The organism is Helicobacter cappadocius (assembly GCF_030688855.1).
GTDB lineage: Bacteria > Campylobacterota > Campylobacteria > Campylobacterales > Helicobacteraceae > Helicobacter_J > Helicobacter_J cappadocius.
In genome coordinates this window covers 1-14,808 of the sequence record NZ_JAUYZK010000008.1, presented here as the reverse complement: position 1 = coordinate 14,808, position 14,808 = coordinate 1, and the positions used below count along the sequence as shown (strand labels likewise).

The window sequence follows — 14,808 nt, the reverse complement described above, 5'->3', positions numbered from 1 at the left end:
CTAAAAAAATTATGATACAGGTATGAAGTCTATCCTATCGCGTATGTATAAAATATATGCCTGAACTTGACTCTTATTTTTAGACCGACTCTGTACAAAATCTAAGTATCTTTTTACTTGTTTTTTATGTTCTTCTTGATTGTGAATACCTGTTTTATAGTCTAAGACTATAATCTTGCCATCTTCTTTCAAAACCATCACATCAATACGACTTAAAATATTGTTACTCAGATAAGATATCTCCGATTTTATCAAAGATTCGCTGATGATTGAATTAAACATATCATTTTTTTTCAGATTCTCAATTCTTCTGAATATATCATCAAAACTTTTAACTGGAAGGAAAAATCCGTAGTGATTGTTTAAAATATGTGAGATTTTTTCTTCTTTGATACGATGTCCTAATTCATATTCTAATGCTTTATGTAAAGCCTCTCCAAACTTCATATCTATGTAATTTGTATCTGCATAATCATCAGCTTCTTTGATAAAATCTTCTTGTTTTCCAAAGCTTTTTTGTTCAATAAAAATAGGAGTGATTTTTGATTCTTTTACTTTTGAATGTCCTGTTCCTTGAGGAGAACCTATTACTTCAGGAGCAACCTCTAAGTCTCCAAAACAAATTTTATCTTTATCGCCATCCTTTTTTTGTTTTGGAAGGATAATCAACCCTTCCCTCGCCCTAGTAAAAGCAACATAAACCGTATTTAAACTCTCTCGTATTTGTAGATTTTTTTCATTTTGCAAGGCATTTTCATATTCTTTATCCACTTCTTCTCGTTTGGATTGTTTATAAAATATTCTTTTTAATTCTATGCCTTCATAATCAAAGAGAAATTTTCCCCTATCTGAATTAGGTTTTTTGATACGTTCGCACAAAATAACATATTTGAATTCAAGACCTTTGGATTTATGGATTGTCATCATTTGCAATCCTTTTGCAGATGGCATACTGAAATCAATATTTTTTTTGTTAATGCTTTCTAAAAAATCATCTACACTTTCATATTCACAAGAGATTTCAAGAATTTTTTGAGCAGCCTTTCCATATATTTTGAAAGTCTCCATAATCTCTAAAATAAAACTTTGTAAGGACTGATACGGTTTTTTTATGGGCATTAACATATCTGCATCATAAGCAAGTCCAGCAAGTTTGTAAGCACATTTTTTATGAAACTCTAAGTTTGTTTTAAAAAAATCTATCGCATGAAAAATGATTTTTGATTCATTTTGATTTAAAAGCTTTATATTTGTCTCAGTCATGATTTCAAGTTCTGGATTTTTACTCTTGATATAATCTCTAATATCCAATACATCATCATTTGAAAAACACAAAATCGCTATATCTTCTGCAGAAATATTGTTCTGAAGTAAATAATTTAAATTTTCCCAAACACTCTCTTGCATATTTTCGCAAGGCTCACATACCTTAACATAGCCCTTTACTTCGCTTGTTTTACCTAATGGATATTTTTGTGGAGTATAGTCAGAAATCACATTCTCAAAACACTTATTCACATAAGAAATGATATTTTCACAGCTACGATAGTTATATTGAAGATCCTCTTGTGTGATTCCCTCACCTTTGGAAGCAATATCAAAAAGTTCGCTATTACTGCCTCGAAATCTATAAATACTTTGTTTGGTATCTCCAACAAAAAATACACTTCTATCTCCAAAACGTCCCTGTCCAGATCTGATTTCATCAATGATGGGCTTGAGAATTTTATACTGAATCGTGCTTGTATCTTGAAATTCATCAATCAAAATATGAGTGATTTTATCATCTAATCTAAAATAAAAAAATTCACTATCGAAATTTTTTCCAAGCAATTCATAGACCTTCAAGGTAATAGCATCAAAACTGAGTGAATTTATAGAATGTTTTCTTTTGTTATTTTTGTAAAACTTTAGAAATTTCCCTATTTTGTCTAACATCACATATTCGCGATGATTATAATAACCCTTAAGCATATCTTTGAGGGTTTCAAACTTAGGTTCTAGTTGTTTTAAATCAAGCTTCTTAAAATAGCGATATCCTTGTCCATCTTTCAGCCATTTTAGATTTTTAACAAGCTCCTTGACACTATCTGTTTTGATTGCATTTTTTGCCGTATCACTAGCTTTTTCATTTTGAATAATGGCATTTTTAATCTCCTGTGCAATATCTAAAATCTCTTTATCTCTATCTCTTCTAATGATCTCATTTTCATCTGCGGGAATGTGATTTTTGAGATCAAAATCTTTTGCATCCAAAAAAGAAAGCAAATCAAGCATAGACTCTGCATTAATATCTTGATAAATACATAAATCTAAAAATTCTCTAAAATCTTTTGGAGATAGAGAAGACAACAAATCTTCATAAATTTTATTTTTCTCTTCAAATTCTATTTCATAACGATGGCTCACCCCTGCATACCAGCAGAATTTTTTTAAAATCAAATTCAAAAAGGCGTCTATGGTAGTGATTTTTGTATTTGCTTGTAAAAACTTCTTATAGATATTTTCTATATTATCTGCGATCATGCTATTGCTGATTCCATAATTTTGAAGCTCTAAAATAAGAGTTTGTGCATTTTTGTTTGTCCTCAGAGAAATCAAATTTTCCAAAATACGTCGATTCATCTCCAAAGCAGCTTTTTTAGTGAAAGTCAAAGTCAAAATTTCATTGGGATTTGCACCATTAAAAAGTAAGCTGATATATCTCATAGCGAGCGCAAAGGTCTTCCCACTCCCTGCTGATGCTTTTAAGGCGAGATATTGCTTAGAATCCATAAGTACGCTCCAATGTTTAATAAAAAAATAAAGTCTAAATATATCAAATTTTCCGCCGATTTTAAAGTTAAGTTTTTATCATATAAAAAATAGTGTAGAATTCCGCACAATTTTATTCAAATAAGGAACATCAAATGAAAAAATTGCTTTTTGTCTTAATGGCTTCATCGCTAATTGGAGTTACAGGTGTTTATGCTGCTACTAAGGCTACCCCAAAAAGAAATCCTATTAGCAACATCAATCAAAAACGAGGTGCTGTATTAGGTAATTTTACAAAAGGTTCGATTGTTGATGGAACAAGATCTACTGGTTCTGTCAGAAGATGGTATTTGTTCAGTGAAGGTGTCTTGGGTAGCTCTTATACAATGTTGGGCAAATCTCAATATGTATCTGCAGATATTGGCTATAGCACTTATATTAGAAGTATTGAATCTTTATTTGGCGGCATGAGTTTGATGGCAGGAACTGAAATCAGTGTGCCTATCTATTTGATGACGAGAGGAAAATCAAACATCTTAAGTGATGAGCGTCCATTAGAAACAAAAGAAACTGAGGGTGTTGCTGGTTATGGACTCCAACTACCATTCATGGCAGGGCTTGAATATAAAGGATTTTATATCGTTGGACTAGTGGGCTACACTTGGCTATATATGAAAGATACATACTACGCTGCTAGTGGAGCAAACCCAACTGCAAACACTTTATATGATGGACTTATCTTCGGTGGAGGTATGGGCTATAAGATCAGTAATGTAGTCAACATAGGAGTACGTTATATCACTTCAAATGGTCTTACCAATCGTATGAATCAAACCAAATTTGATGATCGTGCAATCGCTGAAGGACTTGATAAACAAAGTAAGTTTGTGAATCGAAACAGAGATATTTATGGCGTAGATTATCAAAGAATCTATTTTTTCCTGTCATTTATTTTCTAAAAATCTCATTCCCCTATCTTTAGGGGATATCTTTAATTTTTTTATTCTTTATTTTTGTATTGCCGTGTCTGAATGGATTGAATTTGTATTCAACAATCTGTCGATTTTAGAAACTGCGATAGCTGTTTCATATTTGGATTGAATAATATTGGTTTTAGCAGTATTTAATAAAAATTGAGCATTCAAAAGTTCAGTATAAGTGGCTATATTTTGAATGTAACGATTATTGGTGATGCGGTAGTTTTCTTCGGCTTGTTTAAGCGAAACACTCGCTAAAGAATATTGTTGCTTTGCAAGTTCGAACTCATTGAAGACCTTATTGATATCATTTTTCATATCTTTTTTATATTGATTTATTCTACTCAAAATCGAAAGATAATAGAATTTTTTAGCTTGGTAGTTATAATGAGTATTGAGTCCATCAAAAAGATTCCATCCAAAAACAATCCTTGCTTGACTCTGCAGGGCATAACTTGTTCGTGCGATACTTCCACCGTTAATGTACCAAAATTTAGTGGCAAAAACATCAACAGTAGGCATAAAAGAACCTCTAGCAATATCTACTTGAAACTCTGCAGATTTTAACAACGATTGCAATCGCAAATAATCTGGATTTTCTTGGAGGATTTTTTCTAAAATCTCATTTTTATCAAATACAATATCTGTGACAGTCTTGATATTTTCAAGATTCTCTGGATTGATTGTGCTAGAAGTAAGGGTTGAGAGCAAGTTTTTAGAATAATCCAAATTAAGCTCAGCGGATTTTAGGGCAATATTGGCATTGGCAAGTAAGACCTCCACACTTAAAACCTCATTTTTTGCACGAAATCCTTGATTAAAAAACTGCTGGGCCTTTTGCTTTTGAGCTTCTAAGAGCTTCTTGGATTCTTGTGCGATTTTAAGCGAATCAAGTGCTTGAAGAACTGAAATATAAGCGATTTTTGTCTGCAAGGTTACATCAGCAATATTGCTTTGAAGAACATAATTTTGAGTGGTTTGGGATTGTTTAGAATCCTTGATGGTATAGTAATCTTTAAAACCATTAAATACATTGTATTTACCTGTAATATTAAAACTATTCAAAAAATAAGTTGAAGTGTTTCCAGGTATGTTATAACTAAAAATATAGCCTAGATCTAATTTAGGCATAAGAGTGGATATTTTTGACTTGGAAATACTTTGAGCTTGTGCATAAAGATAGCTTTGTTCTCTGATTTTATCGCTATTTTTGATAGCCATATCAATAGCTTTATCAATATCAAGACCCAAAAGAAATGAAGATAGCAATATAAACAAGAAGATTATTTTCATATATTTATCTTTTATCTTTGATTACAAATAAAAGTAGTGAAGGTATCACATATACCGTAATGATAGTGGAAAAAACAAGTCCTCCCACAATCACCGCCCCAAGTCCTCTGTATATCTCGCTTCCAGAACCAGCAAACAACACAAGTGGCAAAAGTCCAAAAACGCTCGTAAGCATACTCATATAAATTGGAGAAAGCCGACTTTGCGTTGCCTTTATGACCGATTCAAAAGCAGGAATTTTATATTCTTTGAAATTAATAAGGGTTTGATAAACAATAAGAATTGCATTATTAACCACACTCCCTACTAGTATAATAAAACCTAACATTGTAATCACATCAAGATTTTGAGCCACCAAAAAACGATTGAGCAAATAAAGTCCTATAAGCCCACCTGTAGTAGCAAAAGGAACGGTTAAAATAATGATAAAAGGATAGATAAAATTACCATACAAAGCACACAATATCAAATAAGTAATGACAATTGCCAACAAAAACCCACCCAAAAGCTCTCCTTTGAGTTTGCTAAGCTTTCCAGCACTTCCGCTTAAAAATATATTATCTGTAGTATTTTTTTCAATATCTGGTAAAATAATATTAGATATCTTATCCATAATCTCCTCTAATGGTTGACCGCCATAAGAATTAAGAATAATCAAAATATTACGATTTTGTTCAAAATGCCTAATACGAGAAACACCAAGTTCGTTTTTAATTGTTGCTAGAGAATTCAAAGACAATATCCCTCCATTTGGCGTGTAAATCTGCGAATACAAAATATCTTCAGGAGAAATTTTTGATTTATTTTGATATGTTTTTAATACAAGATCAACATTTTTTCCATTTTGACTCTTATATTGGGAGATTTTTTTTCCTTCAAGCATCACCTCCACAATAGTGCCAAAACTCCTAACATCCAATCCATTAAGTGCCAATGCACGAGAATCTGGATAAAGATTTATCTCGCGATTATTGATCTCAAGTGAAGGAACCGTCCTAACACTAACATCTGAGAGATTTTTTTTAATTGAATTGACAATTTCTTGAGCTGTATTTAGCAATGAATACAAATCGCTTCCACTCACATTAATATCGATACTCGAACTACCTGAAGCGCTAAAAATCCCTTGTTGAAGCACAATACCCGTAATATTTGGTATGGAGTCAATAACGCTTTGAGCATAAGGAATAAGTTTTGGTGCATCATCTGGATTTTTTGCACTCAGATAAAAATACATATTTGTACCTGAACTGATAAAAAAATCTTTAATAACGGGTAAATCTGATGGAGATTTCTGCTCATAGTTATTTGCTTGTAAAAAAGGTTTAAAATCTTCATAAATTTCTTTAATGATATTATCTTTTTCGCTAAGTGAAAGTCCTGATGGGGGGTTTAGATAGGCGATGATAAAATTTTGAGAACCCTTGGGAAGATAATCTGTTTTTGGAAATGCCAAAAAACTAAAAATACTACAAATTCCCACAAATATAATAATAGTCAAACTTCTTGAAAGTGTGCTTTGAACACAATATTTAAGGATTTTTAACAAAAAAGAAGAAATCCTCTCTCCTATTTTTTCAATAGTATTATTCAATGTAATCAACACATTGATCTTGATCTTAGGCATTGAAGAGAGTTTTTTAAGCATCAAAAGTGCAAAAGGAGGAATAACAAAAATACACACAAAAAATGAAATAAAAATCGAACTACTTGCAGCAAGTGCAATATCTACAAAAAGTTGTCCAGCTTCATCGTTGAGCAACGCGATAGGGATAAAAATAGCGATGGTTGTAATAGTACTTGCAAACAAGGCACCTATGACTTCTTTTGTGCCTAAAGATGCTGCTTCAAAAAGATTTTTTGTCTTGTCTTTATGTGCAATGATATTAGCCATCACCACAATCGCACTATCAATAATCATGCTGATAGCAAAAGAAATCCCCGCCAAAGAAACCACATTAAGCGTTCTTCCAAATGCCTCTAATAAGATAAAAGAACCAATCACGCTTACAGGAATAATCAATGCAACTACAATTAGAGAAGAAAAATTTCTCAAAAAGAGATATAAAATCAATGTCGCCAAAACAATCCCGATGAGAATATTTTCTTTGACTTGAGAAATCGAAGATTCTATGTAATTTCTCTGATCTCTCCCCCAATCAATATGAAGATGTTCGCCTTTGATTATTGTATTATTGAGACGATCGGTAAGTTCTTGGACATTTTTGGTCAGAGATAAAATATTTGCACTAGCTGTAGGACGAATCTGCAATGAAATAACATTATCATTATTGTGAATATTGTAGCCTGTAGTATTTTCATAACCCTTCAAAATACTAGCCACATTTTTTAGCAAAATAACCTTATTTCCTTCAGATTTGATAATCGTGTTATAAATAGATGCTATATCTTGGTATTGTCCAATAGTAGATATACGATAATTTCGCTGATCAAAATCGATACTTCCTGCTGAAATATTTGTATTTTGTATTTTGATAGCTTGGATCACTTCATCAATAGTGATATTGTTATAAGCAAGTTTTTTTGCATCTAAAATGATCTGTATTTGCTTACTTGTCCCTCCACTTACATACACCTCCCCTACACCATTTAGTCGCTCATAATATTTGATGACCTCATCATAAATAAAATTTTTATAATGATTGATGGACTCATTATTTCCTTCTGCAGTTTTTACAAAAAGATACACAGCAATTGGAATATTATCTCCTGTAGTTTTAATAATAGGTTTATCTATATCAGGGGGATATCCTCTCACCTCATCTAACTTAGCACTCACATTCAAAAATGCGAGTTTCATATCCGCATTGATGTCAAATTCAAGATTAATAATACTCATTCCATCGCGAGAAGTAGAAGTCATTGAAGTAAGGTTGGGAATATTTTTGAGATATTTTTCCTGTCTATCGGTAATTTCTTTTTCAACTTCATAAGGAGTTGCCCCAGCATAAGAAGTATAAATACTAATTACAGGGCGAGTCACTTGAGGAAGAAGTTGATAAGGCATTTTTAAAAGTGCTATACTCCCAAAAAGAAGTAAGAAAATTACCCCCACAGAAACGACAACAGGATTTTTTAGACAATATTCAATCAACTTCATTTCTTGCTTTGTCTTTTTTCTTCAATATCGCTACCATTTTGAAGCCTATCTTGACCTCGATAAACAACCCGATCATTTTCTTTGATTTTTCCTCTAATTAGAGCCTGTGAATCCTGGATTGAAAGCACTTCTACTTTTGTAGCGATGGCTTGATTATTTTTAGATACAAATATCGTAGGAGAACCCAAATAATTAACTATACTATCTCTAGGAACGATAAATCCTGAACTTTTTCCATCAATATCAAGCATCGCTTCAGCTGCCATTCCATCCAAAAAACTTCCATCATTTTTTACGCCAATATGAACAGGAAATGTCCTTGATCTAATATCAGCTTTTGGAATCAATGCAGAGATTTTTCCTTGATAATGTTTGGAGTTAATAATAAGGCTCACATTTTGCCCAACTTTGATGTTTTTAGCTATCGAACTAGGTACATCTACTATAACCTCTACATCAGAACTATTAAGAATTTGACAAATAGCCTCACCTGTATTAACCCATTCAGCGACATGCACTTTTTGCTCTACAATGATTCCATCAAAAGGTGCGTAGATGGTTTTTTTTGCACGTTCAGCTTGGGATATTTCTAGTTCAGCTTGGAGTGCTAAGATATTTGCTTCTTGAGATTTGAGCTGATATTCAAGATTTTCATATTCCTGCAATGGAATTGATTGAGTATCTAATAGATTTTTATAACGTTGAAGGTCTTTTTCCTGCCTTTGTAGGGAATATTGAGCTTGTGTCAGCTTGGCTTGTTTTATTTGAATATCTTTTTGCAACAAATCATCATCAATACTGAGCAATTTTTGCCCTTTTTTGACTTTTTGTCCTATGCGAAAATAAATCTGTTGTACTACGCCTTGAGATTGTGATGCGATATTGGATATTTCCTTAAAACTCACGCTTCCAACAAATGTTTCTTGTTTTTGAAGAGTCCCGCTTTTGATTGGTTTGGTATTGACATAAATAGGTTTTCCATCAAGAAATACAAAAAATACAACTATACAAAAAACAAACTTTCTAAACATTACTTCATTACCGCCGTTATTTTGTCTAAAATACTCAAGAGCTGATCTTTTTCCTGAGAGGTAATAGCATTATCAAAAACATCTAAAAAAGTTTTCTTATTGTTTTTAACTATTTCTATTTTTTCAAGACCTTCAGGAGTGATACTGACTTTGGTAATACGATTATCTTCTTTTTCTTGAGATTTTTTGACAAGATTTTTTCTACAAAGGGATTTGATAGTTCGAGAGACTGTACCTTTATCTTTGAGAGTTATATTAGATAAATCAGTGATGCTAAACTCTCCAGATTCTTTGAGAATAAAAAGAATGCCTATTTCTTCTGTTCCAATGTTGTATGGACGAAGTCTTGAACAAAAAAAATTTTTTATTTGCCTAGAAGCTAAAATAATAGAAGGAATAGCTTCTCTTTCTGAGCAATCTTTTTCTTGCATATACTTGTAAATATCCTTGCTTATTTTGTTTCAATCATATCATAAAACTTCTGAAATTTCAGATTGTAGGCTTAAGTTGATTTTGAGTATAATCACAAACTAGGTGCAATAGGTGGTTGCTCCAAAAATGGAGAGGAAAGTCCGAGCTACAGAGACAGGATTCCATTTAACGAATGGCTAACGCAAGTTAAGGGAAAGTGCAACAGAAAATAAACCGCCCATTTGGGTAAGGGTGAAATGGTGGGGCAAGAGCCTACCGGGAGTTGAGCAATCAAATCCGTCAATGTAAACCCAATCCGTAGCAAAAAGAGTATGGTTAAAGTCTCATTTTAGCTCTTTGCTAGAGGTATATTGTGAAATATATCCCAGATAAATAACCACCCTAGACAGAACTCGGCTTATCGTTGCACCTAGAGTAAAAATTTATTCCTCTAATGTTATTTTTAGCTTTTTTTGTTTATATTCTTTGTATTAGTTTAAAAAAAGGCAAAACAAATGGATAAAATGGATCAAAAACTTCAAGCACAATATCAAAAAGCACTCGATTATCACAAAGGCGGTAAGCTTAGAGTTGAGGCTAAAACATCTTTAAAAAATCAAGAAGACTTATCTCTAGCATATTCTCCAGGTGTTGCAATTCCTTGCAAAGAAATTCAAAAAGATCCTCTAAAAGCCTATGATTATACTTCTAAGTGTAATTTAGTAGCAGTTATTAGCAATGGCACTGCTGTACTTGGTCTAGGAGATATTGGAGCACAAGCAAGTAAGCCCGTAATGGAAGGCAAGGCTATTTTGTTCAAGATGTTTGGAGGCATAGATGCCTTTGATATTGAAGTGAATGAAAAAAACATAGATAAATTTATCGATATAGTAAAAGCGATAGCTCCAACATTTGGGGGCATAAACCTCGAAGATATAAAAGCACCTGAATGCTTTGAAATAGAAAGAAGACTGGTTGAAGAACTAGACATTCCTATAATGCATGATGACCAGCATGGAACTGCTATTATTTCAACTGCTGCAATTATCAATGCCTCTAAAATCGTTCAAAAACCTATTGAATCTATGCGAGTAGTCATTAGCGGTGCGGGAGCAGCTGCGATTGCTTGTGCAAAAATGTATAAAGCACTAGGCGTGAAAGAAATTATTATGTTTGATAGCAGAGGCGTTATTCATACAGGTAGAAATGATATTGGAATTATAAAAGCAGAATTTGCCACCTCTAAAGATTATTCATCTTATAAAGAAGCTTTAAATGGCTCAGATGTTTTTTTGGGTCTTTCAAAAGCTGACTTGCTTCAAGCAGATGATATTATGGGGATGAATGAAAATCCTCTTATTTTTGCGATGAGTAATCCCACTCCTGAAATCCTCCCTGAAATCGTCTATGAAGCCAGAAGAGATGCAATTATGGCAACAGGTAGAAGTGATTATCCCAACCAAATCAACAATGTCTTAGGATTCCCCTATATTTTTAAAGGAGCGATGAGCGTTCGAGCAAAAAAAATCAATGAAGAGATGAAATTTGCTGCAGCTCATGCACTCGCAGAACTTGCTAGAGAACCTATAGAACCAGCATTAGATGGCATACATGGCAGAAAACTTGTTTTTGGTAGAGAATATCTTGTACCTTCACCTTTTGATAGTAGATTAAAAGAAAAAATATCCAAAGCAGTTGCCGATGCAGCGATAAAAAGTGGAGTAGCTAGAATTTGAATACTCCCAGTTCTCCTCATATACCTGTTTTGCTTGAACATGTTTTGGATGTCTTTGGAAATATTTCTAATGGTTTAATAATCGATTGTACGCTTGGATTTGGTGGGCATAGCCAAGCACTTTTAGATCAGAATCAAAATATAAGCATTATCGGCATAGACAAAGACATTCAAGCTAGGGATTTTGCTCAAAAAAGATTAGAGAAATTTAAAGATCGTTTCAGTTGTATTGCCGGGAGTTTTGGAGAGAAATTTGAAGAAATACTACAATCACAAGGCGATAAAATAAAAGGAGTTTTAGCAGATATTGGAGTGAGTTCCTTGCAGCTTGATAACAACTCCAGAGGCTTTGGATTCCAATCTGATAATCTTGATATGCGCATGGATACTAGCAAACCACTAGAAGCAAAGACTATCATCAATACTTACTCAAGCTATGAACTTGAAAGAATATTTAGAGAATATGGCGAGATAAAAGAATACAAAAAAATGGCTTCTTTGATTGTGAATGCCCGCTCAAAACAACCCTTTGAATCCGCACAAGATCTAAGCACTTTTCTCCAAAAACATTTCAAAAATCCTCGCATACATCCAGGAACTCTTGCTTTTCAAGCTATTCGTATAGAGGTAAATGATGAGCTAGGAGAATTGCAAAAACTTTTAAATAGTGCCAGCAAGCTCAAAGGAGCAGTCTTTGGAGTGATTTCTTTTCATTCACTAGAAGACAGAATGGTCAAAACAGCCTTCAAAGAATGGTCAAAATCTTGCATTTGTAGTCAAAATAGCTATAAATGCGAATGCGGAAACAACCACTCAAAAGGTGTTATAATCACAAAAAAACCTTTGATTGCCTCAAGCGAAGAGATCAAACAAAACCCTCGTGCTAGAAGTGCAAAATTTCGGGCATTTGCTTTTAAGGACTGATAAAAATGAGAGAATCTATAAGCATCGATAAAAATGAAAAAGAAGAACTATTTTTTGATGATGAAAAAAAGGGTCTGAATATCAACGCCCTATTTTGGGCATATGTAATCTTAGCATTTTCTCTTGTAATCGTGCTTCCAAAAATCTATCTAGCTAGTAATATCTACTACATCAGCCGCGATATTAGCAAACTTCAAACTCAAGAAAATCTTCTAAAAGAAGAAAACAATCGCCTAGAGCGTGAATTAGAAGATGTAAGATTCAAATATTTGATGATGAATTTAAACTGATCTTTTATGTTTGAAAATTTTTCCGCGATCTAAAAAATTTAGCCTCTGATATTTTTTTAAACTATTTTTTTTAAAAAATTAAATATAATCAACAAAATAATCTACCAAAATCGAAGGGTTTTATAATGTCTATAGACAACAAAAAAGAACAAGAACGTGCCGCACTACATAAAATGATTTGGGATCTCGCCAACGATTTACGCGGGGCTGTGAGTGGCTGGGATTTTAAACAGTATATTTTAGGAATCCTCTTTTACCGGTTTATCTCTGAAAACATTAAAGAATATGTAAATAAGGTCGAGCATGAGATGAGCGGGGGGGGGGGAGACAAACTCGAAATTCGACTACGCTTGTATATCTGATGAATTAGCCATAGAAGGTCGCGATGATATTTTAGAGGCTAAAGGTCTTTTTATTAAGCCCTCTGAACTTTTTGAAAATGTCTGCAAAAAAGCCAAAACCGATGAGAACCTCAATGTAACCCTCTCCAAAATCTTCAAAAACATCGAAAATTCTGCAAATGATACCAAATTTGAAAGCAACATCAAAGGCTTGTTTGACAATATTGATTTCAATAACGAAAATCTACTAGGCAAAACCGTAGCCAAACGAAATGAAAGGCTCACAAAAATCCTCGAAGGCATAGCCTCCCTACCACTAGGAAACTACGGGGATAACACTATTGATGTATTTGGTGATGCTTATGAATATCTGATGACTATGTACGCTGAGAATGCTGGAAAAGTTGGGGGAGAATTTTTCACCCCTCAAGAAGTCTCCGAGCTTTTGGTAGAACTCGCACTCTATGGCAAAAAAAGGTAAATAAAGTCTATGATCCTGCCTGTGGTTCAGGCTCACTATTGCTAAAATTCGCAAAAGTTCTAGGAAAAGAAAATGTAAAAAATGGATTTTATGGTCAAGAGATCAATCCTTCTACCTACAATCTCTGTCGCATCAATATGTTTTTACACAATATCAATTTTGACAAATTTAACATCGCCTGTGAAGACACCCTCACTTCACCTCAACACGAAAACGATGAACCATTTGAAGCCATCGTGAGCAATCCCCCTTACTCTGTATCTTGGGCAGGAGATAATAATCCAATCCTCATCAACGATCACAGATTTACCCCTGCTGGAGTTCTCGCTCCAAAATCAAAAGCTGATATGGCTTTTGTTATGCATTCTTTATCTTATTTATCCACTGATGGGGGAGCGGCTATTGTTTGTTTCCCAGGGATAATGTATCGAGGCGGTGCAGAGAAAGAAATCAGAAAATATCTTATTGATAATAACTACGTCGATAGCATCATTGCATTGCCTTCTGATCTGTTTTTTGGCACAAGCATCGCGACTTGTATTATGGTGATCAGAAAGAACAAAAACGAAAACAAAACTCTTTTTGTCGATGCAAGTGAAGAATTCACACGAGGAAGCGCAAAAAACAAGCTCACTTCTAGCAATATAGCCAAAATCTATGATTGTGTGATGAATCGCTCACAAATAGATCATTTCAGTAGTTATGTAGAAAATGACTTTATCGCAAAAAATGACTACAATCTCTCTGTCTCCACCTATGTAGCACAAAAAGACACTAGAGAAATCATCGATATAGCCATGCTCAATGCAGAAATCATCAAAATCGTAGAAAGACAAAGCACTCTGCGCAAACAAATCGATAGCATCATCAGCAATCTCAACATAGCCTAGTCAAATAAAATGCTTATAAATATTTCTGGGGGGGGGGGATTAGTTGAATATAAAACGCTTGGAGAGGTTGTATCAAAAAATACTTTTAAGCAAATTGGTGCGAGTGAGCTAGAATCAATGGTTATTACTGGAGGGAATGTGAGGCTGTTACCTAGTTCAAAAAATGATAATTGGTGGACAAATGAAAATATTTCAAAAGATTATCTCTGCGAGGGTGAAGTCATTACACTAGGTCGTGCGAGGTATGCGAATATTAAATACCATAATGGAAAATTTGTAAGTTCAAATAATTGTACCATAACTCCAAAAAACAAAAGTCAAGTTTTAGCAAAATACCTGTACTATTTCATAGCTAATCATGCAGAAAAGTTCTATGTTTCAACTTCCACATATCCAAAGCTTGATAGTGCTATTTTTGACAATTTCAAAATCCCCATCCCGCCTCTACCCATCCAAGAAGAAATCGTGAAAATCCTAGATACCTTCACAGAACTAGAGGGCGAACTAGAAGCCGAGCTAAAACTCAGACAAAAACAATACAAATACTACTTGAACAAACT

Annotated in this window: 13 protein-coding genes and 1 other RNA gene; 9 read left to right on the top strand and 5 right to left on the bottom strand. The window is 33.6% G+C overall.

Going from position 1 to position 14,808, the window contains the following annotated elements:
• Nucleotides 1–9: 9 nt before the first annotated feature.
• On the bottom strand, nucleotides 10–2,775 hold the full coding sequence (locus tag Q5I06_RS05900) for a RecB-like helicase (protein WP_305517274.1): 2,766 nt from the start codon (nucleotides 2,773–2,775) through the stop codon (nucleotides 10–12).
• A 134-nt stretch (nucleotides 2,776–2,909) separates the two neighbouring features.
• Here Q5I06_RS05900 and Q5I06_RS05895 point away from each other — a divergent pair, with 134 nt between their 5' ends.
• Nucleotides 2,910–3,713 carry a hypothetical protein gene (locus Q5I06_RS05895; protein ID WP_305517275.1) on the top strand — a complete coding sequence of 268 codons (804 nt, stop codon included), beginning with the start codon at nucleotides 2,910–2,912 and terminating at the stop codon, nucleotides 3,711–3,713.
• A 48-nt stretch (nucleotides 3,714–3,761) separates the two neighbouring features.
• On the opposite strand, the gene Q5I06_RS05890 is transcribed toward Q5I06_RS05895, so the two are convergent.
• The 4 genes from Q5I06_RS05890 to Q5I06_RS05875 are packed head-to-tail and all read right to left on the bottom strand — an operon-like array spanning nucleotide 3,762 to nucleotide 9,607.
• The gene (locus Q5I06_RS05890) at nucleotides 3,762–5,024 is read right to left on the bottom strand and encodes a TolC family protein (protein ID WP_305517276.1); all 1,263 of its coding nucleotides are present in this window, start codon (nucleotides 5,022–5,024) and stop codon (nucleotides 3,762–3,764) included.
• 4 nt (nucleotides 5,025–5,028) lie between these two features.
• The gene (locus Q5I06_RS05885) at nucleotides 5,029–8,145 is read right to left on the bottom strand and encodes an efflux RND transporter permease subunit (RefSeq protein WP_305517277.1); all 3,117 of its coding nucleotides are present in this window, start codon (nucleotides 8,143–8,145) and stop codon (nucleotides 5,029–5,031) included.
• Nucleotides 8,142–9,176, bottom strand: a complete 1,035-nt coding sequence (locus Q5I06_RS05880; protein WP_305517278.1) for an efflux RND transporter periplasmic adaptor subunit — start codon at nucleotides 9,174–9,176, stop codon at nucleotides 8,142–8,144. Before Q5I06_RS05880 ends, Q5I06_RS05885 begins: the two co-directional genes overlap by 4 nt.
• Nucleotides 9,176–9,607: a MarR family winged helix-turn-helix transcriptional regulator gene (locus Q5I06_RS05875; protein ID WP_305517279.1), complete on the bottom strand. Its 432-nt coding sequence runs from the start codon at nucleotides 9,605–9,607 to the stop codon at nucleotides 9,176–9,178. Before Q5I06_RS05875 ends, Q5I06_RS05880 begins: the two co-directional genes overlap by 1 nt.
• 100 nt (nucleotides 9,608–9,707) lie before the next feature.
• Between Q5I06_RS05875 and rnpB the strand changes: the two genes are divergently transcribed.
• The 8 genes from rnpB to Q5I06_RS05835 form a co-directional block, all read left to right on the top strand.
• Nucleotides 9,708–10,024, top strand: an RNA gene (gene rnpB, locus Q5I06_RS05870) — RNase P RNA component class A.
• Between the two features lie 87 nt (nucleotides 10,025–10,111).
• Nucleotides 10,112–11,323 carry a malic enzyme-like NAD(P)-binding protein gene (locus tag Q5I06_RS05865; protein ID WP_305517289.1) on the top strand — a complete coding sequence of 404 codons (1,212 nt, stop codon included), beginning with the start codon at nucleotides 10,112–10,114 and terminating at the stop codon, nucleotides 11,321–11,323.
• On the top strand, nucleotides 11,320–12,246 hold the full coding sequence (gene rsmH, locus Q5I06_RS05860; RefSeq protein WP_305520923.1) for a 16S rRNA (cytosine(1402)-N(4))-methyltransferase RsmH: 927 nt from the start codon (nucleotides 11,320–11,322) through the stop codon (nucleotides 12,244–12,246). The genes Q5I06_RS05865 and rsmH overlap by 4 nt, the downstream gene beginning before the upstream one ends.
• Nucleotides 12,247–12,251: 5 nt before the next feature.
• Nucleotides 12,252–12,536, top strand: a complete 285-nt coding sequence (locus tag Q5I06_RS05855) for a hypothetical protein (protein WP_305517281.1) — start codon at nucleotides 12,252–12,254, stop codon at nucleotides 12,534–12,536.
• A 125-nt stretch (nucleotides 12,537–12,661) separates the two neighbouring features.
• Nucleotides 12,662–12,898 carry a type I restriction-modification system subunit M N-terminal domain-containing protein gene (locus Q5I06_RS05850; RefSeq protein WP_305520922.1) on the top strand — a complete coding sequence of 79 codons (237 nt, stop codon included), beginning with the start codon at nucleotides 12,662–12,664 and terminating at the stop codon, nucleotides 12,896–12,898.
• A 190-nt stretch (nucleotides 12,899–13,088) separates the two neighbouring features.
• Nucleotides 13,089–13,358, top strand: a complete 270-nt coding sequence (locus tag Q5I06_RS05845; protein WP_305520921.1) for an N-6 DNA methylase — start codon at nucleotides 13,089–13,091, stop codon at nucleotides 13,356–13,358.
• The gene (locus tag Q5I06_RS05840; RefSeq protein ID WP_305520924.1) at nucleotides 13,292–14,248 is read left to right on the top strand and encodes a type I restriction-modification system subunit M; all 957 of its coding nucleotides are present in this window, start codon (nucleotides 13,292–13,294) and stop codon (nucleotides 14,246–14,248) included. The genes Q5I06_RS05845 and Q5I06_RS05840 overlap by 67 nt, the downstream gene beginning before the upstream one ends.
• 9 nt (nucleotides 14,249–14,257) lie before the next feature.
• Nucleotides 14,258–14,808 (top strand): restriction endonuclease subunit S (locus Q5I06_RS05835; RefSeq protein ID WP_305520920.1); only part of this gene is annotated, 551 nt, incomplete at its 3' end.